This is a genomic window from Kitasatospora sp. NPDC002522, from assembly GCF_053595195.1.
In genome coordinates this window covers 215,256-237,550 of record NZ_JBSFXE010000001.1, presented here as the reverse complement: position 1 = coordinate 237,550, position 22,295 = coordinate 215,256, and the positions used below count along the sequence as shown (strand labels likewise).

At 70.9% G+C, this 22,295-nt stretch carries 22 protein-coding genes; 18 read left to right on the top strand and 4 right to left on the bottom strand.

The window, feature by feature from the left end; genetic code table 11:
* Positions 1–72: 72 nt before the first annotated feature.
* From map to glmM, 13 genes are all read left to right on the top strand, one after another.
* Positions 73–909, top strand: a complete 837-nt coding sequence (gene map / locus ACWD4U_RS01035; RefSeq protein WP_363459883.1) for a type I methionyl aminopeptidase — start codon at positions 73–75, stop codon at positions 907–909.
* Positions 910–1,006: 97 nt separating this feature from the next.
* Positions 1,007–1,441, top strand: coding sequence for a large conductance mechanosensitive channel protein MscL (gene mscL, locus ACWD4U_RS01030; RefSeq protein WP_363459882.1), 435 nt, complete (start codon positions 1,007–1,009; stop codon positions 1,439–1,441).
* A gap of 155 nt (positions 1,442–1,596) precedes the next feature.
* Entirely contained in the window at positions 1,597–1,818 is a 222-nt protein-coding gene (infA, locus tag ACWD4U_RS01025; RefSeq protein ID WP_003956442.1) for a translation initiation factor IF-1, read from the top strand.
* Between the two features lie 35 nt (positions 1,819–1,853).
* Complete coding sequence (rpmJ, locus tag ACWD4U_RS01020; RefSeq protein ID WP_003956441.1) at positions 1,854–1,967, top strand: 50S ribosomal protein L36; 114 nt, start codon at positions 1,854–1,856, stop codon at positions 1,965–1,967.
* A 175-nt stretch (positions 1,968–2,142) separates the two neighbouring features.
* A complete protein-coding gene (gene rpsM, locus ACWD4U_RS01015) occupies positions 2,143–2,523 on the top strand; it encodes a 30S ribosomal protein S13 (RefSeq protein WP_363459881.1) in 381 nt (126 codons plus the stop codon).
* A gap of 72 nt (positions 2,524–2,595) precedes the next feature.
* Complete coding sequence (gene rpsK, locus ACWD4U_RS01010) at positions 2,596–3,003, top strand: 30S ribosomal protein S11 (RefSeq protein WP_030232513.1); 408 nt, start codon at positions 2,596–2,598, stop codon at positions 3,001–3,003.
* 133 nt (positions 3,004–3,136) lie between these two features.
* A complete protein-coding gene (locus ACWD4U_RS01005; RefSeq protein ID WP_030457404.1) occupies positions 3,137–4,159 on the top strand; it encodes a DNA-directed RNA polymerase subunit alpha in 1,023 nt (340 codons plus the stop codon).
* Between the two features lie 129 nt (positions 4,160–4,288).
* Positions 4,289–4,771 (top strand): 50S ribosomal protein L17, encoded by a 483-nt coding sequence (gene rplQ / locus ACWD4U_RS01000; RefSeq protein ID WP_363459880.1) that lies wholly within the window; start codon positions 4,289–4,291, stop codon positions 4,769–4,771.
* Positions 4,772–4,850: 79 nt separating this feature from the next.
* Positions 4,851–5,792 (top strand): tRNA pseudouridine(38-40) synthase TruA, encoded by a 942-nt coding sequence (gene truA / locus ACWD4U_RS00995; RefSeq protein ID WP_363459879.1) that lies wholly within the window; start codon positions 4,851–4,853, stop codon positions 5,790–5,792.
* Positions 5,793–5,834: 42 nt separating this feature from the next.
* A complete protein-coding gene (locus ACWD4U_RS00990) occupies positions 5,835–7,493 on the top strand; it encodes an ABC-F family ATP-binding cassette domain-containing protein (protein ID WP_363459878.1) in 1,659 nt (552 codons plus the stop codon).
* A gap of 209 nt (positions 7,494–7,702) precedes the next feature.
* Positions 7,703–8,146 carry a 50S ribosomal protein L13 gene (gene rplM, locus ACWD4U_RS00985; protein ID WP_363459877.1) on the top strand — a complete coding sequence of 148 codons (444 nt, stop codon included), beginning with the start codon at positions 7,703–7,705 and terminating at the stop codon, positions 8,144–8,146.
* A 46-nt stretch (positions 8,147–8,192) separates the two neighbouring features.
* Positions 8,193–8,696 carry a 30S ribosomal protein S9 gene (gene rpsI, locus ACWD4U_RS00980; RefSeq protein WP_363459876.1) on the top strand — a complete coding sequence of 168 codons (504 nt, stop codon included), beginning with the start codon at positions 8,193–8,195 and terminating at the stop codon, positions 8,694–8,696.
* A gap of 132 nt (positions 8,697–8,828) precedes the next feature.
* Positions 8,829–10,193, top strand: coding sequence for a phosphoglucosamine mutase (gene glmM, locus ACWD4U_RS00975; protein WP_363459875.1), 1,365 nt, complete (start codon positions 8,829–8,831; stop codon positions 10,191–10,193).
* A gap of 57 nt (positions 10,194–10,250) precedes the next feature.
* On the opposite strand, the gene ACWD4U_RS00970 is transcribed toward glmM, so the two are convergent.
* The 3 genes from ACWD4U_RS00970 to ACWD4U_RS00960 are packed head-to-tail and all read right to left on the bottom strand — an operon-like array spanning position 10,251 to position 14,586.
* A complete protein-coding gene (locus ACWD4U_RS00970) occupies positions 10,251–11,969 on the bottom strand; it encodes an ArnT family glycosyltransferase (RefSeq protein WP_363459874.1) in 1,719 nt (572 codons plus the stop codon).
* Positions 11,969–12,976 (bottom strand): glycoside hydrolase family 26 protein, encoded by a 1,008-nt coding sequence (locus ACWD4U_RS00965; RefSeq protein WP_363459873.1) that lies wholly within the window; start codon positions 12,974–12,976, stop codon positions 11,969–11,971. The genes ACWD4U_RS00970 and ACWD4U_RS00965 overlap by 1 nt, the downstream gene beginning before the upstream one ends.
* Positions 12,973–14,586 carry a glycosyltransferase family 2 protein gene (locus ACWD4U_RS00960; protein WP_449787057.1) on the bottom strand — a complete coding sequence of 538 codons (1,614 nt, stop codon included), beginning with the start codon at positions 14,584–14,586 and terminating at the stop codon, positions 12,973–12,975. The genes ACWD4U_RS00965 and ACWD4U_RS00960 overlap by 4 nt, the downstream gene beginning before the upstream one ends.
* A gap of 324 nt (positions 14,587–14,910) precedes the next feature.
* On the opposite strand from ACWD4U_RS00960, the gene ACWD4U_RS00955 reads away from it, so the two are divergent.
* Both ACWD4U_RS00955 and ACWD4U_RS00950 read left to right on the top strand, forming a co-directional pair.
* Positions 14,911–15,738, top strand: coding sequence for a hypothetical protein (locus ACWD4U_RS00955; RefSeq protein ID WP_363459872.1), 828 nt, complete (start codon positions 14,911–14,913; stop codon positions 15,736–15,738).
* Between the two features lie 191 nt (positions 15,739–15,929).
* The gene (locus ACWD4U_RS00950; protein ID WP_363459871.1) at positions 15,930–16,823 is read left to right on the top strand and encodes a glycoside hydrolase family 26 protein; all 894 of its coding nucleotides are present in this window, start codon (positions 15,930–15,932) and stop codon (positions 16,821–16,823) included.
* Positions 16,824–16,830: 7 nt separating this feature from the next.
* On the opposite strand, the gene coaA is transcribed toward ACWD4U_RS00950, so the two are convergent.
* On the bottom strand, positions 16,831–17,823 hold the full coding sequence (coaA, locus tag ACWD4U_RS00945; protein ID WP_363459870.1) for a type I pantothenate kinase: 993 nt from the start codon (positions 17,821–17,823) through the stop codon (positions 16,831–16,833).
* Positions 17,824–17,922: 99 nt separating this feature from the next.
* On the opposite strand from coaA, the gene glmS reads away from it, so the two are divergent.
* The 3 genes from glmS (at position 17,923) to ACWD4U_RS00930 (ending at position 21,861) form a co-directional block, all read left to right on the top strand.
* The gene (gene glmS / locus ACWD4U_RS00940) at positions 17,923–19,779 is read left to right on the top strand and encodes a glutamine--fructose-6-phosphate transaminase (isomerizing) (protein WP_363459869.1); all 1,857 of its coding nucleotides are present in this window, start codon (positions 17,923–17,925) and stop codon (positions 19,777–19,779) included.
* Between the two features lie 89 nt (positions 19,780–19,868).
* Positions 19,869–20,237, top strand: a complete 369-nt coding sequence (locus ACWD4U_RS00935) for a holo-ACP synthase (RefSeq protein ID WP_363459868.1) — start codon at positions 19,869–19,871, stop codon at positions 20,235–20,237.
* A gap of 184 nt (positions 20,238–20,421) precedes the next feature.
* Entirely contained in the window at positions 20,422–21,861 is a 1,440-nt protein-coding gene (locus tag ACWD4U_RS00930) for an NAD(P)H-hydrate dehydratase (protein ID WP_363459867.1), read from the top strand.
* Positions 21,862–22,295 lie beyond the last annotated feature (434 nt).

Sequence of the window (22,295 nt, the reverse complement as noted above, 5' to 3'; positions counted from 1 at the left end):
GGCGGCCCGGCCGTCTCGGCGTCGTACGGTGGTAGGGCTGTCGTTACCCGGATCGTGGAAGGCGTTGACCAGATGGTGGAGATCAAGACCCCCGAGCAGATCGCGAAGATGCGGGCGGCCGGGCTGGTCGTCGCCGAGGCCCTGAAGGCCTGCCGCGAGGCGGTGGCCCCGGGGGTGACCACCGGCGAGCTGAACGAGATCGCCGACCGGGTCATCGCCAAGCACGGCGCCACCTCCAACTTCCGCGCCCACCACGGCGGCCTGTGGTTCCCGGGGGTGATCTGCGCCTCGGTCAACGAGGAGGTCGTGCACGGCATCCCGGGCGACCGGGTGCTGCAGGCCGGGGACCTGATCTCGATCGACTGCGGCGCGATCCTGGACGGCTGGCACGGCGACGCGGCGATCACCGTCGCGGTCGGCGAGACCGCCCCGGAGAACGTGATGCTCTCCCGGGTCACCGAGGGCTCGATGTGGGCCGGCATCGCCCAGATGAAGAAGGCCAACCGGCTGGTCGACGTCTCCCGCGCGATCGAGGGCTTCATCCGCCGCCAGCCGCTGCCGCCGAAGGGCACGTGGGGCATCACCGAGGGCTACGGCGGCCACGGCATCGGCACCGCCATGCACATGGAGCCGCACGTGCTGAACTACGTGGCCGGCCGCGGCAAGGGCCCGAAGCTGGTGCCGGGCACGGTACTGGCGATCGAGCCGATGGTCTCGCTCGGCACCCCGCACACCGAGGTGCTGGAGGACGACTGGACCGTGGTCACGGTCGACGGCACCTGGGCCTCGCACTGGGAGCACTCGGTGGCCGTCACCGAGCAGGGCCCGCTGGTGCTCACCGCCTTCGACGGCGGCAAGGCCGAGCTCGCCAAGCTGGGCGTGACCGCCGCGCCGGACCCGCTGGGCTGAGTCTCTTCTCTCACCGGGGCCCGGAGGTTTTGGACCTCCGGGCCCCTTGTCCTATTTTCTTCAGCGGACACCCGCAGCTACCCCAGGGGAGAGACCAGTGCTCAAGGGCTTCCGCGACTTCATGATGCGCGGCAACGTGATCGACATGGCCGTCGGTGTGGTGATCGGTGCCGCCTTCACCGCGGTGGTGACCGGCTTCGTGTCGGCCTTCCTCACCCCGCTGGTCGGCGTGGTGGTCGGCGCGGCCGGCGACTTCGGCGCGTACAAGTTCACCGCGGGCGGCGTCACCTTCCCGTACGGCCAGTTCCTGAACGTGCTGATCGCGTTCTTCCTGACCGCCGCGGTGCTCTACTTCTGCGTGGTGCTGCCGATCACCAAGGCCACCGCGCGGTACCTGCCGAAGAAGCCGTCGGTGCCCAAGCGCCCCTGCCCGGAGTGCCTGACCGACATCCCGGAGGCGGCCCGCCGCTGCGCGGCCTGCACCGCGGCGGTGGAGCCGGTGCTGCCGCTCACCGTGAAGGCGCAGCGCTGAATTTCGCCTCGGCGCGGTGCTTGGTTTACGATGGTGCGTCGGCTCTCTCGTAGCGTGTTTCGGCACGCCCTCGCCCCGTAGGGTAGAGGTGAAGCCTGGTTCGCACGAGCGTTCCGCATACGGTAGCCGGACCCGAAGGGTGGATCTCGCAGTTCATGGCTAAGAAGCAAGGCGCCATTGAGATCGAGGGCACCGTGATCGAGTCTCTTCCGAACGCGATGTTCAAGGTCGAGCTGCAGAACGGTCACAAGGTCCTCGCGCACATCAGCGGCAAGATGCGCATGCACTACATCCGCATCCTTCCGGATGACCGGGTCGTGGTGGAGCTCAGCCCCTACGACCTGACCCGCGGCCGGATCGTCTACCGGTACAAGTAACAACCGTCAGATCTAGACCCCGGAGAACCTGAATCATGAAGGTCAAGCCGAGCGTCAAGAAGATCTGCGACAAGTGCAAGGTGATCCGCCGTCACGGCCGGGTCATGGTGATCTGCGACAACCTGCGCCACAAGCAGCGCCAGGGCTGAGTCACCCCCCAGCATTTCTCGTAGTACCTTCGCGCGACGCGCACCAACGTCATACGCGGGCCGCCCGATCCGTCCGATGGACGGACTGCCACCCCCGGTCAGAGGCCGGGGCTCCCTGTCGAGAGACAGCGAGTAGGCGGCACGTCAGACCTCTGAAGAACCACAGGAGCCTTGAATGGCACGCCTTTCCGGCGTTGATCTCCCCCGTGAGAAGCGGATCGAGATCGCCCTCACCTACGTCTACGGCATCGGCAAGACCCGCGCCCAGCAGGCGCTCGTCGAGACCGGCGTGAGCCCGGACATCCGCGTCCGCGACATCACCGAGGACGACCTCGTCAAGCTGCAGAAGTTCGTGGACGCGAACTTCGAGGTCGAGGGTGACCTCCGCCGCCAGGTCGCCGCCGACATCCGCCGCAAGGTCGAGATCGGCTGCTACGAGGGTCTGCGTCACCGTCGTGGCCTGCCGGTCCGCGGTCAGCGCACCCACACCAACGCGCGTACCCGCAAGGGCCCGCGTCGCGCGATCGCCGGCAAGAAGAAGCCGGGCAAGAAGTAGTCCGTCCCGTCACCGGACATCCCTCCGGCCCGCGGGTTAGCGGACCGACCACCTCAGTAGGAGAACAGACTTATGCCCCCCAAGGGTCGTCAGGCTGCCGGCGCGAAGAAGATCCGCCGCAAGGAGAAGAAGAACGTCGCTCACGGGCACGCCCACATCAAGAGCACGTTCAACAACACGATCGTCTCGATCACGGACCCCGCGGGCAACGTGATCTCCTGGGCCTCCGCCGGCCACGTCGGTTTCAAGGGCTCGCGCAAGTCCACCCCGTTCGCCGCGCAGATGGCCGCCGAGGCCGCTGCCCGTCGCGCGCAGGAGCACGGCATGCGCAAGGTCGACGTCTTCGTCAAGGGTCCGGGCTCCGGCCGTGAGACCGCGATCCGCTCGCTCCAGGCCACCGGCCTGGAGGTGGGCTCGATCCAGGACGTCACCCCCACCCCGCACAACGGCTGCCGTCCGCCGAAGCGCCGCCGCGTCTGACGCGACGCCTGGGATTACCAGGCGGCCGGTGTTTTAAACCTGGTACGGGCTCCCGTTTCGCACGGGAGCCCGTACGCTTGAGTTCTATCGGCATCAAATAGTGGGTGTCGAAGACAACTGGAGGATCCAGAACATGCTGATCGCTCAGCGTCCTTCGCTGACCGAAGAGGTCGTCGACGAGTTCCGCTCGCGGTTCGTGATCGAGCCGCTCGAGCCGGGCTTCGGCTACACCCTCGGCAACTCGCTCCGCCGCACGCTCCTCTCCTCGATCCCGGGTGCCGCTGTCACCAGCATCCGGATCGACGGTGTCCTGCACGAGTTCACCACCGTGCCGGGCGTCAAGGAGGACGTCACCGACCTCATCCTGAACATCAAGCAGCTGGTCGTCTCCTCGGAGCACGACGAGCCGGTCGTGATGTACCTGCGCAAGCAGGGCCCGGGTGTGGTCACCGCCGCCGACATCGCGCCGCCGGCCGGTGTCGAGGTGCACAACCCCGAGCTGGTCCTCGCCACGCTGAACGGCAAGGGCAAGCTGGAGATGGAGCTGACCGTCGAGCGCGGTCGCGGCTACGTCTCCGCCGTGCAGAACAAGGCTTCCGGCCAGGAGATCGGCCGCATCCCGGTCGACTCGATCTACAGCCCCGTGCTGAAGGTCACCTACAAGGTCGAGGCCACCCGTGTCGAGCAGCGCACCGACTTCGACAAGCTGATCGTCGACGTCGAGACCAAGCCCGCCATGCGTCCGCGCGACGCGATGGCGTCGGCCGGCAAGACCCTGGTCGAGCTGTTCGGCCTGGCCCGCGAGCTGAACGTCGACGCCGAGGGCATCGACATGGGTCCGTCCCCGACGGACGCCGCCCTGGCCGCGGACCTGGCGCTGCCGATCGAGGAGCTGGAACTCACCGTCCGCTCCTACAACTGCCTCAAGCGCGAGGGCATCCACACCGTGGGTGAGCTCGTCGCCCGCTCGGAGGCCGACCTGCTCGACATCCGCAACTTCGGTGCGAAGTCGATCGACGAGGTCAAGGCGAAGCTGGCCGGCATGGGCCTGGCCCTCAAGGACAGCCCGCCCGGGTTCGACCCGACCGCTGCCGCCGACGCCTTCGGCGCCGACGACCTGGACGACCAGGGCTACGCGGAGACCGAGCAGTACTGATGTGAGCTCGGCCCGGAGGCGGTTCCCCGCGAACCGCCTCCGGTGCTGTGAAAGTCGTGCGGACGCAGTGTCCGTACGCCCGTTGCGGTACCTGGTACGGCCGCAGTCGGAGATTCAAGGAGCGAATCCATGCCCCGTCCCACCAAGGGCGCCCGCCTCGGCGGCGGCCCGCACCACGAGCCGCTGCTGCTGGCCGGCCTGGCCCGCGAGCTGTTCCAGTACGGCCGCATCACCACCACCGAGGCCAAGGCTCGCCGCCTGCGCCCGCTGGCGGAGAAGCTGATCACCAAGGCGAAGAAGGGCGACATCCACAACCGTCGCCTGGTGCGCAAGACCATCACCGACGTGTCGGTCCTGCACACCCTCTTCACCGAGATCGCGCCGCGGTTCGAGAACCGCCCCGGCGGTTACACCCGCATCACCAAGATCGGCCCCCGTCGTGGCGACAACGCCCCGATGGCCGTGATCGAGCTGGTCGAGGGCGAGATCGCCACCAAGGCGACCGTCGCCGAGGCCGAGGCCGCCGCCAAGCGCGCCGTCAAGGAGGCCGAGCAGGCCGCCGAGACCGCCGAGGCGAAGGCCGACGAGGCCACCGAGGCCGAGCAGGCCTGACACCGCCAGGTGTTCGTCCGGGCCCGCTTCTCCCAACTCGTTGGGGGAGCGGGCCCGTTCCGTTTCCATGGGAGATGAAGTGCGCAACGACTGTGCCGAGCTGCCGCCGGTGAAGGACGGCCCGGCCGACGGGTACCGGCGGATCCGGCTCGACCTCGCCTACCACGGCGCCGAGTTCTCCGGCTGGGCCCGCCAGCGCGGACGGCGCACCGTGCAGGAGGAGATCGAGACCGCGCTGCGCATCGTCACCCGCAGCGAGGAGCACTTCCCGCTGACCGTGGCCGGACGCACCGACGCCGGGGTGCACGCCCGCGGGCAGGTGGCCCACGTCGACCTGCCCGAGGAGCTGTGGGCGCAGCACGGGGCCAAGCTGCTGCGGCGGATGGCGGGGCGGCTGCCGGCCGACGTGCGGATCTACCGGATCTCCGAGGCGCCGCACGGCTTCGACGCCCGGTTCGCGGCGATCTGGCGGCGCTACGCGTACCGGGTGGCCGACCACCCGGGCGGGGTGGACCCGATGCTGCGCGGCCACGTGCTGTGGCACGACCGGCCGCTGGACCTGGACAGGATGAACCACGCCGCCGGGCTGCTGCTCGGGGAGCACGACTTCGCGGCGTACTGCAAGAAGCGCGAGGGCGCGACCACCATCCGCACCCTGCTGGAGCTGCACTGGGAGCGGGTGCCGATCGACCCGTACGCGGCGCAGGAGGGCTCGCTGGCGGTGGCCACGGTGCGGGCGGACGCGTTCTGCCACAACATGGTGCGCTCGCTGGTCGGCGCGATGCTGCTGGTCGGCGACGGGCACCGGCCGCCGGAGTTCCCCAGCGAGGTGCTGGCGGGGCGGGTGCGCAACTCCGCGGTCAACGTGGTCCGGCCGTACGGGCTGACGCTGGAGGAGGTCGGCTACCCGGCCGACGAGCAGCTCGCGGAGCGCAACCGGCTGGCGCGGCGGATGCGGACCCTGCCGGGGGCGGTGGAGCCGGGGGCGGCCGAGCAGGGGTCGGACGGGGCGGCCGGCTAATCCGTTTTGTCGCAGGGCGTGGGCTTGGCACAATCCGGAGGCATGGGACACGTCGAGATCTCGCACCTGGAGTACTACCTGCCGGACGGGCGGGTGCTGTTCGATGACGCGTCCTTCCGCGTGGGGGAGGGCGCGGCGGTCGCGCTGGTGGGCGCCAACGGCGCCGGTAAGACCACGCTGCTGCGGATGATCGCCGGCGACGTGCAGCCGCACGGCGGTTCGGTGAAGGTCAGCGGCGGGCTCGGCGTGATGCGCCAGTTCGTCGGCACCACCGGCCGCGAGGACACCGCCGACACCCCGGGCGCGCTGCCCGCCGACGCCTCGGTGCGGGACCTGCTGGTCTCGGTCGCCCCGAAGCGGATCGCCGACGCGGCCCGCCGGGTGGACGCCGCCGAGCTGGCGATGATCGCCCAGGACGACGAGAAGTCGCAGATGGCGTACGCGCAGGCGCTCTCCGACTGGGCCGACGCCGGCGGCTACGAGTACGAGGCCGACTGGGACGTGTGCACCGTGGCCGCGCTCGGCATCCCGTTCGACAAGGCGCAGTGGCGCGGGCTGAACACCCTCTCCGGCGGCGAGCAGAAGCGGCTGGTGCTGGAGGCGCTGCTGCGCGGTCCGGACGAGGTGCTGCTGCTCGACGAGCCGGACAACTACCTGGACGTGCCGGGCAAGCGCTGGCTGGAGGAGGCGATCCAGGCCACCTCGAAGACCGTGCTGTACATCTCGCACGACCGCGAGCTGCTCTCCCGCACCGCCGAGAAGATCATCGCGGTGGAGTCCGGCGCGGCCGGCTCCAGCGTGTGGGTGCACGGCGGCGGCTTCGAGTCCTTCCACCAGGCCCGCCAGGACCGCTTCGCCCGCTTCGAGGAGCTCGGGCGCCGCTGGGACGAGGAGCACGCCAAGCTGAAGAAGCTGGTGGTCAACCTGCGCCAGGCCGCGTCGGTCAGCCACGCGCTGGCCACCCGGTACGCCGCCGCCCAGACCCGGCTGAAGAAGTTCGAGGAGGCCGGCCGCCCGGAGGAGCCGCCGCGCGAGCAGTCGATCTCCATGCGGCTGAAGGGCGGCCGCACCGGCGTGCGGGCCTTCACCATGGAGGGCCTGGAGCTGACCGGCCTGATGAAGCCCTTCGACCTGGAGGTCTACTACGGCGAGCGGGTCGCGGTGCTGGGCTCCAACGGCTCCGGCAAGTCGCACTTCCTGCGGATGCTGGCGGGCGACGAGACGGTCCGGCACGGCGGCAGCTGGAAGCTGGGCGCCCGGGTGGTGCCCGGCCACTTCCGGCAGACCCACGCCCACCCCGAGCTGCTGGGCCGCACGATCCGCTCGATCGTCGAGGAGGAGCACGCGCTCTCCCGGGGCGCCGCGATGGCCGCGCTGCGCCGCTACGAGCTGGACCGTCAGGAGGAGCAGAAGTTCGAGTCGCTGTCCGGCGGGCAGCAGGCCCGGCTGATGATCCTCAAGCTGGAGCTGTCGGGTTCGACGGCGCTGCTGCTGGACGAGCCGACCGACAACCTGGACCTGGAGAGCGCGGAGGCGCTGCAGCAGGGCCTGGAGGCGTTCGACGGCACGGTGCTGTGCGTCACCCACGACCGCTGGTTCGCCCGTAGCTTCGACCGCTTCCTGGTGTTCGGTTCGGACGGCCGGGTGTACGAGTCGCCGGAGCCGGTGTGGGACGAGTCACGCGTGGTGCGCGACCGCTGAGCCGGTTTGGAGCAGCGGGGGCCGGGCGGGTATTGTTGGCCCTTGTTGTGCGTATTGGCTCGCTCTATCTCACGTGAGAGGTCGGTACGCCGGAGACGACAGGCCGAACTCCAGCGGCTGCCCGAATTGCGTCCGGGCGGATCGGCTGGAGGCCCCGGGCCTTGGTGCTCCTGTCAGGACCCACTCACTGAAAAGCGAAGGCTACGACCGTGCGTACGTACAGCCCCAAGCCCGGCGACGTCCAGCGTCAGTGGCACGTCATCGACGCGACCGACGTCGTGCTCGGCCGCCTGGCCTCCCAGGCCGCTAACCTCCTGCGGGGCAAGCACAAGGCGATCTACGCGCCGCACGTTGACACTGGTGACTTCGTCATCATCATCAACGCCGACAAGGTGCACCTCTCGGGCAACAAGAAGACCCAGAAGCTGGCCTACCGCCACAGCGGCTTCCCGGGCGGTCTCCGCTCGGTCCGCTACGACGACCTGCTCGCGAAGAACCCCGAGAAGGCCGTCGAGAAGGCGATCAAGGGCATGGTCCCGAAGAACAGCCTGGGCCGTCAGATGCTCTCGAAGCTGAAGGTCTACTCGGGCGACCAGCACCCGCACGCTGCGCAGCAGCCGGTGCCGTTCGAGATCACCCAGGTCGCGCAGTAATTCCGGCCACCAAGCCCCAACTGACGTAGAAAAGCTGAGGAACACCGTGGCCGAGACTGCCATCGAGAGCACCCTCGAGGTCGAGTTCGACGAGAACGTCGACGAGTACACCACCGAGACCGAGTACACCACCGAGTCGCTGGCCGGCCGCTTCGGCGAGGCCGTCCCCGGCGCCGGCCTCGGCCGCCGCAAGGAGGCGATCGCCCGCGTGCGCATCGTCCCCGGCACCGGCCAGTGGAAGATCAACGGTCGCACCCTGGAGAACTACTTCCCCAACAAGGTGCACCAGCAGACCGTGAACGAGCCCTTCAAGCTCCTCGAGCTGGACGGCCGTTACGACGTCGTCGCCCGCATCTCGGGTGGCGGCGTCTCCGGCCAGGCCTACGCGCTGCGCCTCGGCGTGGCCCGTGCGCTGAACGAGGCGGACGTGGACAACAACCGCGGCCCGCTCAAGAAGGCCGGCTTCCTGACCCGCGACTCCCGCGCCGTCGAGCGCAAGAAGGCCGGTCTGAAGAAGGCCCGCAAGGCGCCGCAGTACAGCAAGCGCTAATCGCACCCTTGCGATTCACCCACGCCCCGGAGCACCTTCGTGCTCCGGGGCGTTGTGCTCCCGGACCGGTGCGGGGTCCGTGGGGCGGTACCACTCCAGCCGACAGGCGCGACAGGACGGGACGAACGGAACATGGCACGACTCTTCGGTACGGACGGGGTACGCGGGGTGGCCAACGAGGGCCTGACCGCGGAGCTGGCGCTCGGCCTGTCGGTGGCGGCGGCCCATGTGCTGGGTGACGCGGGCGCGTTCGAGGGACACCGCCCGGTCGCCGTGGTCGGCCGTGACCCCCGGGCGTCCGGTGAGTTCCTGGAGGCCGCGGTGATCGCCGGCCTGGCCAGCGCCGGCGTGGACGTGCTGCGGGTCGGCGTGCTGCCGACCCCGGCTGTGGCGTACCTGACCGGGGCGCTCGGCGCGGACTTCGGCGTGATGCTGTCCGCCAGCCACAACGCGATGCCCGACAACGGCATCAAGTTCCTCGCCCGCGGCGGCCACAAGCTGGACGACGCGATCGAGGACGCCATCGAGGACCACTACCTCCGCTACGGCGTCGGCGACGAGACCTGGAAGCGCCCGACCGGCGCGGCGGTCGGCCGGGTCCGCCAGTACACCGAGGGCTTCGACCGGTACGTGGCGCACCTGGTCGCCGTGCTGCCGAACCGACTTGACGGTGTGAAGGTCGTCATCGACGGCGCGCACGGTGCGGCCGCCCGGGTCGCCCCGGAGGCGTTCGCCCGGGCCGGCGCGGAGGTGGTGTACACCCTCGGCGCGGAGCCCAACGGCCTGAACATCAACGACGGTGTCGGCTCCACCCACCTGGACAAGCTGCGCGCCGCGATGAAGGAGCACCGCGCGGACCTCGGCATCGCCCTGGACGGCGACGCCGACCGCTGCCTGGCCGCGGACGCCGACGGCAACGAGGTGGACGGCGACCAGATCATCGCCATCCTCGCGGTCGCGATGAAGGAGGCCGGGACGCTGCGCCGCAACACCGCGGTCGCCACCGTGATGTCCAACCTCGGCTTCAAGCTGGCGATGGAGCGCGAGGGCATCGAGCTGGTGCAGACCGCGGTCGGCGACCGGTACGTGCTGGAGGAGATGAAGCAGCACGGCTTCGCGCTCGGCGGCGAGCAGTCCGGCCACGTCATCCTGCTCGACCACGCCACCACCGGCGACGGCACGCTGACCGGTCTGATGCTGGGCGCCCGGCTGGCCGCCACCAAGCAGCCGCTGGCCGACCTGGCCGCGGTGATGACGCGGCTGCCGCAGGTGCTGATCAACGTCAAGGGCGTGGACAAGGACCGGGTCGAGTCCTGCCTCGAACTGCAGCTCGCCGTCAGCGAGGCGGAGGCCGAACTCGGTTCCACCGGGCGGGTGTTGCTGCGCAAGTCGGGCACCGAGCCGCTGGTCCGGGTGATGGTCGAGGCGGCCGACCACGAGCAGGCGCAGGGCGTCTGCCAGCGACTCGCCGACGCCGTCCGCACCCACCTGGGCTGACCGGCCGTCAGGCCTGACCGAGGGCCCGGCACACCGTCCCTGACGGTGTGCCGGGCCTCAGTTCTTGGCGGCGGCGGCGGTGTCGCCGCTCTTCTTGACCGGGATCCAGACCTGGTAGAAGCCCTTACCGTAGGTGTTCTGGTAGGGGATGCTCACCAGCAGGCGGTACTTGCCCTCGCTGCGCAGCTGCTTGACCAGGCGGTCGTCGAGGGCACCGGTGACGGTGCGGTCGAAGACCACGACGTCGAAGTAGCCGTCGGTGAGGGCGGCCTTGAAGCCCGGCTCACCGGTCAGGACCTTCTTGTCCTTGGTCTGGTAGGTGATGGTGTAGGTGGAGGTCCACTGGTTGAAGTCGACCTTCTGCCGCAGGTAGTACCGCGGCACCGAGTTGGCCTCCACCAGGTAGTGGCCGTCGGGGACGAGCTGCTTGTCCAGGGTGGTGATCAGCTGGTCCGAGTTCGGCCACGCGTGGTACAGGTTGCTCGACTGCACCATGCCGAGCACCAGCATGGTGACCCAGGCGAGGATGCCCAGCTGCGGGTGGCGGAAGTGCGAGCCGACCACGCGGGTGATGCCCAGTGCGGCCATCGGGGCGGCGAAGAACAGGCCGTAGCCGATGTGCTTGTGCAGCGAGACGTTCTCGTGGATGTAGATCTGGTAGGCGGGGGCCAGCAGGGCCGTGCCGGTCAGCAGCAGGCCCATCAGGGTGCGCCAGAGGCGGCGCGGCACCCGCACCGCCATCAGCGTCGGGGCCTCGCTCATCCGGCCCTTCTTGGCGTACAGCACGGTGCCCAGCAGGGCCAGGGCGAACAGCAGGCCGCCCCACTCGGCACACTCGCGGGCCATCTCCAGCGGTACGCCGTGGCCGACCGCGCGGCCGGTGGTGGTGGACTGCAGGCCCTGGAGGACGTCGCTGCCGGTGAGCTTCAACACGGTGACGGTCGCGCCGACCGCGACCGCGGGGATCAGGAACAGCCGCAGCAGCGATCGCCAGGCGTGGTACGGGACGGCTGCCAGACAGGCCAGGGCGACCACGATCGGGGCGTACATCAGGGCCGCGTACTTGACCGCGACGGCCAGCACCAGCACCGGGGGGATGGTCAGGGTGGAGAGCCACCAGCCGCGGCGGGCGGTGCGCACCGCCAGCCATGCGCCGACCGCGATCAGGAACAGCGCCATCGCGTCGTAGGTGGCGAGCGCGCCCATGAACAGGGTGGACTGCATGACGCCGAAGCAGCCGGCCGCGACCAGCCCGACCCGCTCGTTGAAGAGCCGACGGGTCATCATGTACAGCAGCGCCGTGGTGCCGAGCATGAACGCCAGCGAGAGCCCGCGGGCGCCGGCCAGGCCGAGGTGGGCGTCGGCGGCGGCGGCCAGCGGCGGGTAGAGCAGCGGTGAGCCGGAGAAGTACGCGGCGAACGAGTTCGGGAGCGCCGCACCGCCCTGCAGGTGGTGCAGTTGGAGGTGTCCCGCGTACAGGTACAGGGCCTCGTCCTCGAAGGCGCTGTTGCTCAGCCGGAGCGTCAACAGCGCCTGGGCGACCAGGATGAGCAGCAGCACGAGCCGGCTGACCCAGGTGCGGCGGCTGCTCGGCAGCGGGTCCCACCCGACGTCGGGGACGTCGGGCAGGGTGTAGCCGGGCTCGTGCGGCGCCTCGGGCTCGGCCGGACGGTCCTCGAACCAGCCGAAGTCGCGCTCCTGCCGGTAGCGATCCTCCGGTCCGTTGTCGACCGGGTCCGGCTGCTGCGGGATGTAGGTGTCGCGTTGCTGGGTCATCAGGGGTTTCTCGGATCGAAGCCGTATTGCGGGTCGGCGGCCTGCTGCTTGAAGGCGGAGAGCGTGGAGGCCGTCTTCTCCAGCCGCCAGTCGGCCCGCTTGCTGATGTTGAACCAGATGAAGCCGAGTACGTCGGGATGCTTCTCGACGCCGCCGAACAGTTCCTCGACGAAGCTCGCGGCCTTCTTCCCGGGTTCGGCCGCGGTCTCGCTGATGATGAACGGCTTGGCGCTGAACTGCCGGATCTGCGTCATGGTGGGGCCGTAGAGCTGGTCGAAGTTCTTGTCACAGCACTCGGTCCAGTAGCCGACCATGCCGACCCAGTCGACGTAGCCGTCACCGGGGTAGTACGGCTGAAGGGCGACCTTGGGCACCGGGTTGACGATGTTCGGGCTCCACACCCAGATCACGTTGGAGGCCCCGCGGTCCTGGAAGATGTCGTGGATCCGGTGCCAGGCGCCGACGAAGTCCTCGGCGCTGTTGGTCTTGGTGCCCCAGTCGTACCAGTGGCCGTTCATCTCGTGGCCGAAGCTGATCGCCACCGGGACGTTGGTCTTCTGCACGGCGGAGGCGAAGGTCTTGATGTACGCGTCCGAAGCGCCCTTGGCGATGTCGGCGAGCGGGGTCTTGTACGGCTCCCAGGCGATGTACGGCAGCGCGCCGTTCTGCCAGCTCAGCCGGATGCCGGTGGAGTCGAACTGGTCGCCCCAACTGGCGTAGTTCTCGATGATGTTGGGCTGCTTGCCGACCATCGTGGTGAAGCCCTTGACCGGGTCCATGGAGGCCGGGGCGCCGTCCAGGGCGACACCGAGGTACTTCTTGGCAGGCTGGAGCAGCGGGGTGATGTCGACCGGCGCCTGGGCCGTGTCGGACGGGGCGACCAGGGTGTCGCCCTTCCCGAAGGCGTCGCCGCCGCCGGATCCGCCGGGCCGGCTGCAGCCGGCCAGCACGGCGAGGACACCGGCCAGCAGGAGGCAGGCCGCCTTGGCTCGGAGGGTCGGTTTCACGCGGTGATCTCGCTTCGGGGCTGGAGGAGGGTGCGGCCGACCACCAGGGCGTAGAACAGCCCGGACGCCAGCACCAGGGCGTAGTCCGGCGGGTAGCCGGTGAGGATCCGCCACACCGACAGTCCCACCCAGGCCAGCGCGGTGCCGCCGCCCCACACCCACAGGCCGATCCACAGCCGTCGGGTCTTGTTCTTCTTGGCGCCGGACGACCCGGTGGGCTGCCAGGCCATCCGCTTGCGGCGCACGATGTCCCAGATCGCGAAGAAGTGCGCCCAGCCGTACATCATCCGGCAGGACCAGGCCTCGAGCCGGTAGGGGACCCGGTGCCAGAGGGGGAAGACCATGGTGGTGTACACCAGGCTGGGCAGTACCAGCCAGAGGCGGTTCACCAGGAACATCTCCGGGTGGAAGACCAGCAGCGCGAGCGGGATGGCCGGCATCAGGAAGACGAAGATCGCGGTGTGGATGTAGTAGAAGAAGCCGGACATGTAGCACAGCCGGCTGCCCCACCGGAGCTTGGTGTCCCAGAACTTCTTGCTGCCGAGCAGGCTCATCGAGCCGGAGCACCAGCGGTACTGCTGGTTGTAGAAGGCACCGGCGGTGTCCGGGCAGACGCCGGTGGCCAGCGCCAGCGGCACGTACTTCAGACCCCAGCCGAGGCGGCGCAGGTCGAAGCCGGTGTGCACGTCCTCGGAATGCTCGATGAGGGTGGTACCGCCGTTCTCCTCCAGCGCGGCCCGGCGGTAGACGGCACAGCTGCCGACGCAGATCGCGCCGTCACGGGACTGCCGGGAGACCTGCACGGAGCGGTAGAACAGCTCCTGGACGGCGCCGGCGCCGCGCTCGATCCAGCTCTGCGAGTCGAGCACGCGGAAGAACTGCGGGGACTGGACGATGCCGAGCTTGGGGTCGGCGTCCAGGTACGGCAGCAGCTCCGACAGCAGGTCGGCGCGGGGGGTGAAGTCGGCGTCCAGGATGAGGATGAACTCGCCGTCCGAGCCCGCGAAGCCGAAGTGCAGGTTGCCGGCCTTCTTGAACCAGCCGCGGTTCGGCCGGGTGCCGTACCGGAACCCGAAGTCGGCGGCCATGGCGGCCAGTTCGGGGCTGGCCGAGTCGTCCAGGACGTACGGCATGCACATCCCCGGGTACTGGTCGGCCATCGCCCGCACGTGGGTCCAGGTGTTGTGCAGGATCTCGATCGGCTCGCCGCACACCGGCAGGAAGACGTCGACGGTGGGGTAATCCTCGGGCCGCCAGTTCCGTACGAGCTGGCGGTGGCCCTTAAGGTCGAAGTCGCCGTTGAAGCCCGTCACCCGCAGGGAGATCAGGTAGTAGATCACCGTGAAGGCCAGGAACGGCGCGTAGATCCACAGCCAGGGGGTGCTGGACACCAGGCTGACCTGGCTGGCCGTCAGGCACCCGAAGCTGATCAGCGAGCTCAGTGTGAGCACCCAGAGGTGGCGCTTGCCGTACGAGTACTTCTCGGCATCGCTCGGCGGCTGCGGCAGTAGGCCCAACTGCGGGGTCGCGACGGGCTCGCGCCGACGGCGCGCTGCGGGGACGGCGCTGCGTCGCTGGCCGCGGCGCGCCGACTCGGTACTGCTGGACAAATGGGGCCCCCAGGGCCGACGTCGAAGTCGCGTTGGCCGGTCTGCGTCACGTGGCGCGGCCGGTTGCGTCTTGCGCGAACCTTTCGCCGGGCGAGTTTATCCGACGGGCAGGGCGGCCAGCGGACGGGATCTGTGACGGTTGAATCACGGTCAGGGGGCCGACCGGCGGCGGAATGCGGACATTTCGGTTCGGCGTGGAGGTGGCTGCACCGGATGGGCGCAAATGCCCTAGCATTCACGCACATGAGCGATGGGATGGGTGTACCGCAGAATCCGAGCGCGCCCGGCGGACAGCCGCAACCGCCCTACGGCATGCCGCCGCAGATGCCTGACCAGCAGACGCCGGGTCAGCCGGTGCAGGGCGCACCGCAGTTCCCGCAGCAGCAGCAGTGGCAGCCGCAGCCACAGTACCCCTTCCAGGGCATGCCGCCCGCCCATCCCACCGAGCCGGACTGGCAGCAGCTGGCCGACCAGCGTGAGGCGCAGACCAAGCGCAAGCGCCTGATGGCGGGTCTCGGTGTCGGTATCGGCGTCGTGGTGCTGGGTGCCGGCGCGATCGCCGTCGCGGTGCTGAACCAGGGGGACAGCCCCGACCCGAACCCGATCGCCTCCCACTCCGCCACCGCCTCCGGCTCCTCGTCGGCGAAGCCTTCGGGGAGCGCGTCGCCGGCCAAGTCGCTGCCTCCGGCGATCACCGCCAACGCCCTCTTCGCCGACCCGTCGCTTACCATCGAGGGCCACAACTACGTCCGCAAGACCACGGTCACCGACATCCCGTGCTGGAAGGCCACCGGCAACGGCCTCGGCGACGTCCTGACCGGCGCGGACTGCTCGCAGCTGATGCGGGCCACCTACTTCTCCGGCAACGAGGCGGTCACCGTCGGCGTCGCGGTGTTCAAGAGCGAGGCGGACGCGGCCAAGGCGGGCGGCGGATTCAAGGGACAGATCCAGCCGCTGTTCGGGAAGGACAACGTCGGCGAGTTCTGCCGTAACGTGGCCTGTTCGCTGACCAACAAGGTGGAGGGCCGGTACCTCCTGCTCACCGTGGCCGGTCCGATCAGTGGCGGCGCCGGCGACCAGGATCCGCTGGCGCAGAGCTCGGGCAAGGAACTCGCGGGGTACTTCGACCAGTTGCTCGCCAAGGGGAACTGAAGCACGTCGAAGGGACGTCCCGAATGACCCGGCGAAGCCGGAGGACCGCCGCGGCCGCGTGCGTGCTGCTGCTCGCGGCAGCGGCAGGCTGCTCGTCGCCTTCCGCTCCGGCTCCGGCCGGGGCGGTCCTACAGGCGGACCGGGGGCCGAGCGCACAGGCCTCGGCGACGTCGTCCGCCGCGGCCGGCCAGGTGACCAAGTCGGAGCTGCTGCGCGCCTCGGGCGTGTACTTCGGCGTGAGCACCTACCAGACCCCGGCGAGCGCGGAGACCGACGCGGTCGCCGCGGCGGCCGGGACGAAGCCGACGATGCTCCAGTACTTCCTGGACTGGCGCAAGGAGTTCGACCCGGACACGGTCCGCGAGATCTACCGCCAGGGCGCCGTCCCGATGCTCACCTGGGAGCCCGGCGACGCCCCGTACGACGCCGACCAGCCGTGGTACTCCACCGGCCGGATCGCGGCCGGTGACTTCGACGCGTACATCACCCGCTTCGCCCGCGCGGTGCGCGACCAGCGCCTCCCGATCGTGCTCCGCTTCGCGCACGAGATGAACGGCGACTGGTACCCGTGGGGCAGCGGCGTCAACGGCAACCAGCCGGGCGACTACGCGGCCGCGTGGCGCCACGTGCACGACGTCTTCGCCGCGGAGCGGGCCGACAACGTGATCTGGCTGTGGAGCCCCAACGTGCTCCGCGGCGTCAAGGGCGACCTGCACAAGCTCTACCCCGGCGACGCCTACGTCGACTGGCTCGGTATGGACGCCTACGGCTTCGGCGAGAAGACCGCGTCCGAGGTGCTCGACCCGACGTACGTGGCGCTGCGTGAGATCGCCGACAAGCCGGTCTTCGTGTCGGAGACCGGCGCGATGCCCGACCCCGGCAAGGCGGCCTGGATCACCGACATGTTCCAGTGGATATCCGAGCACCCCAAGGTGCCCGGTTTCGTCTGGTTCGAGCACAGCGTCGAGGAGGGCGGCAAGTACGACTACCGGTTCGCCGCCGACCCGGCCACCCGGAAGGCCTTCTCGACCGGGCTGGGCACCCTGAAGCTGCGTCCCTGGCCGGTGGCCCAGCCGCCCTCCTGACGGCCCGCTAGAGCTTGCGCAGCAGCGCCCTGCGGACCTTGTGGTCCACGCCCTTCTGCAGGATCAGGGTGGCCCGGCCGCGGGTCGGTAGGACGTTCTCCAACAGGTTGGGCTTGTTGATGGTGCGCCAGACCTGGCGGCCGTAGTCCATCGCCTCCTCCTCCGGGACCTCGGTGAAGCGGCGGAAGTAGGAGTTGGGGTCCTGGAAGGCGGTCTCGCGCAGCTTGCGGAACCGGTCCAGGTACCAGCGCTCGATGTCGTCGGTGCGGGCGTCGACGTAGATCGAGAAGTCGAAGTAGTCGGCGACCGCGAGGCGGGTCCGGCCGTCGGTGCCCGGCAGCGCGGGCTGGAGGACGTTCAGGCCCTCGACGATCAGGATGTCCGGGCGCTCCACGACCAGCCGTTCCTCCGGCACGATGTCGTAGACCAGATGCGAGTACACCGGGGCGGTGACGCGCTCCTTGCCCGCCTTGACGTCGGCCACGAACCGCATCAGCGCGCGCCGGTCGTACGACTCCGGGAAGCCCTTGCGGGCCATCAGGCCGCGCCGGCGGAGCTCCGCGTTGGGCAGCAGGAAGCCGTCGGTGGTGACCAGTTCGACCCGGGGGTGCTCGGGCCAGCGGGCCAGCAGCGCCTGCAGCAGGCGGGCGGTGGTGGACTTGCCGACCGCGACCGAGCCGGCCACCCCGATGACGAACGGGGTGCGCACCCGCTCGGTGTCGGCGACGTCGAGGAAGGTGCCGACCGCGCCGCGCAGTTCGTGCGTGGCGTGGATGTACAGGTTCAGCAGCCGGGACAGCGGCAGGTAGACGTCGCGCACCTCGTCGAGGTCCAGCGCGGTGCCGAGGCCGCGCAGGCGCTCGACCTCCTCGGCGGTGAGCGGCATCGGGGTGCGCTCGCGCAGCGCGCTCCACTCGGCGCGGTCCAGATCCACGTACGGCGAGGGGGTGGGCGCGGCGGGCGCGCCCGTCGTACAGAGTTCGGTCAGCACAACGTCCATTGTGAGCGGTGCCCGGGCCACCGGGCGTTGTGGTGTCGGTCACCCGGTGCGCTCACCAGGCCGTACGGGCCGCTCAGGGGCCCGCATATGCTGGCGCACATGTGCGGAATTGTTGGATATGTGGGCCCGCAGGCGGCCCTCGACGTAGTGATCGCAGGACTGCGACGGCTGGAGTACCGGGGCTACGACTCGGCCGGCGTCGCGGTGCAGACGCGGGGAGCCGACGGGCAGTGGTTCCTCGCCACCGACAAGCGGGCCGGAAAGCTCGTCAACCTGGAGAAGTCGCTGGCCGAAACCCCTCTGCCGGCCGGCACCACGGGCATCGGACACACCCGCTGGGCCACCCACGGCGGGCCTACCGACGCCAATGCCCACCCCCACCTGGACGACCACGGCAAGGTCGCCGTGGTCCACAACGGCATCATCGAGAACTTCGCCCGGCTGCGCGCCGAGCTCGCCGACCGCGGCCACACGCTGCGCTCGGAGACCGACACCGAGGTGGTCGCCCACCTGCTCGCCGAGGCCTACGACGGCGACCTGGCCGAGGCGATGCGCATCGTGTGCCGGCAGCTGGACGGCGCCTTCACCCTGGTCGCGGTGCACGCCGACGCCCCCGACGTGGTGGTCGGCGCCCGCCGAAACTCCCCGCTGGTGGTCGGCGTCGGCGAGGGCGAGAACTTCCTCGCCTCCGACGTCGCCGCGTTCATCGCGCACACCCGCGAGGCGATCGAGCTCGGCCAGGACCAGGTCGTCGAGCTGCGCACCTCCGGCGTGACGGTGACCAACTTCGACGGCACGCCCGCCGAGGTCCGCGAGTACCACGTCGACTGGGACGCCTCCGCCGCCGAGAAGGGCGGCTACGACTACTTCATGCTCAAGGAGATCGCCGAGCAGCCGAAGGCCGTCGCCGACACCCTCCTCGGCCGGATCGGCACCGACGGCCGGCTCACCCTCGACGAGCTGCGCATCCCCGACCAGGTGCTGCGTGAGATCGACAAGGTGGTGATCGTCGCCTGCGGCACCGCCTTCCACGCCGGCATGATCGCCAAGTACGCGATCGAGCACTGGACCCGCATCCCCTGCGAGGTCGAGGTGGCCAGCGAGTTCCGCTACCGCGACCCGATCATGGACGACCGCACCCTGGTCATCGCCATCTCGCAGTCCGGCGAGACCATGGACACCCTGATGGCGCTCCGGCACGCCCGCGAGCAGGGCGCCAAGGTGCTGGCGATCTGCAACACCAACGGCTCGACCATCCCGCGCGAGTCCGACGCGGTGCTGTACACCCACGCCGGTCCGGAGGTCGCGGTCGCCTCGACCAAGGCGTTCCTGACCCAGCTGGTCGCCTGCTACCTGGTCGCGCTGTACCTGGGCCAGGTCCGCGGCACCAAGTGGGGCGACGAGATCTCCTCGGTGATCCGCGAGCTCGGCGACGCCCCCCGCCAGGTCGAGCAGGTGCTCGGCACCATGGAGCCGGTCCGGGAGCTGGCCCGTTCGCTGGCCGACGCCCGCTCGGTGCTGTTCCTCGGACGGCACGTCGGCTTCCCGGTCGCCCTGGAAGGCGCGCTCAAGCTCAAGGAGCTCGCCTACATGCACGCCGAGGGCTTCGCCGCCGGCGAGCTCAAGCACGGCCCGATCGCGCTGATCGAGGAAGGCCTGCCGGTGGTCGTCGTGGTGCCCTCGCCGCGCGGCCGCTCGATCCTGCACGACAAGATCGTCTCCAACATCCAGGAGATCCGGGCCCGCGGCGCGAAGACCATCGTGATCGCCGAGGAGGGCGACGAGGCGGTCGTCCCCTACGCCGACCACCTGATCCGCATCCCGGTCACCCCGACCCTGCTGCAGCCGCTGGTCTCCACCGTGCCGCTGCAGGTCTTCGCCTGCGAACTCGCCACCGCCAAGGGCCACGAGGTGGACCAGCCGCGCAACCTGGCGAAGTCCGTCACCGTCGAGTAGCCGATTCCGCCGACGGGCCCCGACCGCAACCCTCCGGTCGGGGCCCGTTGGCGTATCGTCCGGGCCGTGGACCAGGACGGGAGCAGCGCGTGATCATCGGGGTCGGCATCGACGTGGCGGACATCGGGCGGTTCGGGGAGTCCCTGGAACGCACCCCCGGGCTCGCCGAACGGCTGTTCACCCCCAACGAGTTGACGCTCCCGTCCGGCCAGCGCCGGGGCACCGCCTCGCTGGCCGCCCGGTTCGCCGCCAAGGAGGCCCTGGCGAAGGCGCTCGGCGCGCCGCCCGGACTGCGCTGGGAGGACGCCGAGGTCAGGGTCGAGGACTCCGGCCGGCCCGTGCTGCACGTCACCGGCACGGTCGAAGCCCGGGCCGCCGTCCTCGGGGTGACGTCGTGGCACGTGTCGCTCAGTCACGACGCCGGTGTCGCCTCGGCCGTGGTGATCGCCGAGGGCTGACCCCGGTCGTCCGGGTCGGGCCGGGTCGTCCGGGTCGGGCCGAGAGGACTGTGGCCGGGGACGGGCGCGCGGTGCCGGAGCGCCTGCGGCGGGGGCGGGCGCGCGAGAGGATGGCTCCGTCCGGCGGCGGCCCCGGCGGGTCGAGCCGCGGGTCCCGTGCCGCCGAGCCGTAGGAGACCGACGCATGCGCCACGCCCACCGGGTCGACCAGGTCCGCGCCGCCGAGGCCGCGCTGATGGCCGCCCTCCCCGACGGCACCCTGATGCAGCGTGCCGCCGCCGGACTCGCCGCCACCTGCGCGAGCCTGCTGCCCCGCGTCTACGGCAGCCGGATCCTGGTGCTGGCCGGCTCCGGCGACAACGGCGGCGACGCGCTGTACGCCGCCGCCCGGCTCGCCCGCCGCGGCGCCCGCGCCGAGGCACTGCTGCTCGACCCCGCCAAGGCGCACGCCGCCGGCCTGGCCGCCCTGCTCGCCGCCGGGGGCCGGGTCGTCGAGGACCCGGAGGCCTTCACCCGCGCCGACCTCGTCCTGGACGGCATCGTCGGCATCGGCGGCCGCGGCGGACTGCGCCCCGCGGCCGCGCCGTTCGCCACCATGCGGCGCCGCGGCCCGGTGGTCGCCGTCGACGTGCCCAGCGGCGTCGACCCCGACACCGGCGAGGTCCCCGGCGCCGCGCTGCGCGCCGACGTCACGGTCTGCTTCGGCACCCACAAGCCCGGCCTGCTGATCGACCCCGGCGCCACGTACGCGGGCGTGGTGCACCTGGTCGACATCGGACTGGACCTGCCGCCCGCGCCCGTCCAGGTGCTGCAGCACGCCGACCTGGCCGCGCTGCTGCCCGCGCCCGGCGCCGAGAGCGACAAGTACCGGCGCGGCGTGGTCGGCGTCGCCGCGGGCTCCGCGCGCTACCCCGGCGCCGCGGCCCTCGCCGTGGCCGGCGCGCTGCGCGGCGGCGCCGGGGCCGTCCGGTACGCGGGCAGCGCCGCCGCCGAGGTGGTGCGGCGCTTCCCGGAGACCCTGGTGACCGACGGCGGACCGGCCGACGCCGGCCGGGCACAGGCCTGGGTGGTCGGCCCCGGCGGCGGCGACGGCGCCGAACGGGCGCTGCGGGAGGCGCTCGCCGCCGAGGTGCCGGTGCTGGTCGACGCCGACGGCCTCACCGAACTCGCCCGGATCGGCCCCGAGTTGCTCCGCGACCGCCCGGCCCCGACGCTGCTCACCCCGCACGCGGGCGAGGCCGCCCGGCTGCTGGCGGGCGCCGCCGAGCACACCGACGCCGAGACCGTCGCCGCGCGGCGGCTGTGGGCCGCGAGGCTGCTCGCCGCGCGGTACGGCGCCACGGTGCTGCTCAAGGGCTCCACGACGGTGGTCGCCGCGCCCGAGGGCCAGGTCCGGGTCAACCCCACCGGCACCGGCTGGCTCGGCACCGCCGGCAGCGGCGACGTCCTCTCCGGCCTGGCGGGCTCCCTCCTCGCCGCCGGCCTCGCCCCGCTCGACGCCGCCGGCGCCGCCGCCTACCTGCACGGCCTGGCGGGCCGTCACGCCGCGGGCCCCGGCGCGCCGATCACCGCGCTGGACATCGCGGACGCGCTGCACCCCGTCTGGCAGTCGCTCACCGCGTAGGAGGGGGAGGGGGACGAAGAGGGACAGAGGGGTGGGGGGCGAAGAGGGATGGGGGCGAAGAGGGATGGGGCTGGGGGCGAGGAGGCCGGGGACGGGGGGGCGAAGAGGGACAGAGGGGTGGGGGCGAAGTGGCCGGGGAGCGGGGGCGTAGAGGGACAGAGGGGTGGGAGCGAGGAGAGTCGGAGGGCGGGGGCGTAGAGGGACGGACGTGCCCGGGGGTGGCGGGTGAGCCGCTGAGCGCCGCGCGGGCGTCGTGGAACCGGAAGGGCGGGTGCCGCGTGGTGAGTGCTGTCAGCCGTGGCGCCGGTGGTCGCGCAGCGTGGTGGGTGGGTTTCGCTGTGGTGATGCGGGCGGGTGCGGGAGGTGAGGTCCGGGTGGGCGGTTCGGGCGGACGGGTGTCGATGGTCCCCGGTCGGCCGTGCCCCTGATGGGGG

Bases quoted from the DNA above. Each gene is read 5' to 3' on its own strand.
- ACWD4U_RS00955 (WP_363459872.1), top strand. From the start codon at position 14,911: ATGCCTGACCAGCAGACGCCGGGTCAGCCGGTGCAGGGCGCACCGCAG.
- ACWD4U_RS00970 (WP_363459874.1), bottom strand. From the start codon at position 11,969: ATGACCCAGCAACGCGACACCTACATCCCGCAGCAGCCGGACCCGGTC.
- ACWD4U_RS00930 (WP_363459867.1), top strand. From the start codon at position 20,422: ATGCGCCACGCCCACCGGGTCGACCAGGTCCGCGCCGCCGAGGCCGCG.
- ACWD4U_RS01005 (WP_030457404.1), top strand. From the start codon at position 3,137: ATGCTGATCGCTCAGCGTCCTTCGCTGACCGAAGAGGTCGTCGACGAG.
- glmM (WP_363459875.1), top strand. From the start codon at position 8,829: ATGGCACGACTCTTCGGTACGGACGGGGTACGCGGGGTGGCCAACGAG.
- map (WP_363459883.1), top strand. From the start codon at position 73: ATGGTGGAGATCAAGACCCCCGAGCAGATCGCGAAGATGCGGGCGGCC.
- rplQ (WP_363459880.1), top strand. From the start codon at position 4,289: ATGCCCCGTCCCACCAAGGGCGCCCGCCTCGGCGGCGGCCCGCACCAC.
- ACWD4U_RS00990 (WP_363459878.1), top strand. From the start codon at position 5,835: ATGGGACACGTCGAGATCTCGCACCTGGAGTACTACCTGCCGGACGGG.
- rpmJ (WP_003956441.1), top strand. From the start codon at position 1,854: ATGAAGGTCAAGCCGAGCGTCAAGAAGATCTGCGACAAGTGCAAGGTG.
- coaA (WP_363459870.1), bottom strand. From the start codon at position 17,823: ATGGACGTTGTGCTGACCGAACTCTGTACGACGGGCGCGCCCGCCGCG.
- rpsK (WP_030232513.1), top strand. From the start codon at position 2,596: ATGCCCCCCAAGGGTCGTCAGGCTGCCGGCGCGAAGAAGATCCGCCGC.
- glmS (WP_363459869.1), top strand. From the start codon at position 17,923: ATGTGCGGAATTGTTGGATATGTGGGCCCGCAGGCGGCCCTCGACGTA.
- rpsM (WP_363459881.1), top strand. From the start codon at position 2,143: ATGGCACGCCTTTCCGGCGTTGATCTCCCCCGTGAGAAGCGGATCGAG.
- infA (WP_003956442.1), top strand. From the start codon at position 1,597: ATGGCTAAGAAGCAAGGCGCCATTGAGATCGAGGGCACCGTGATCGAG.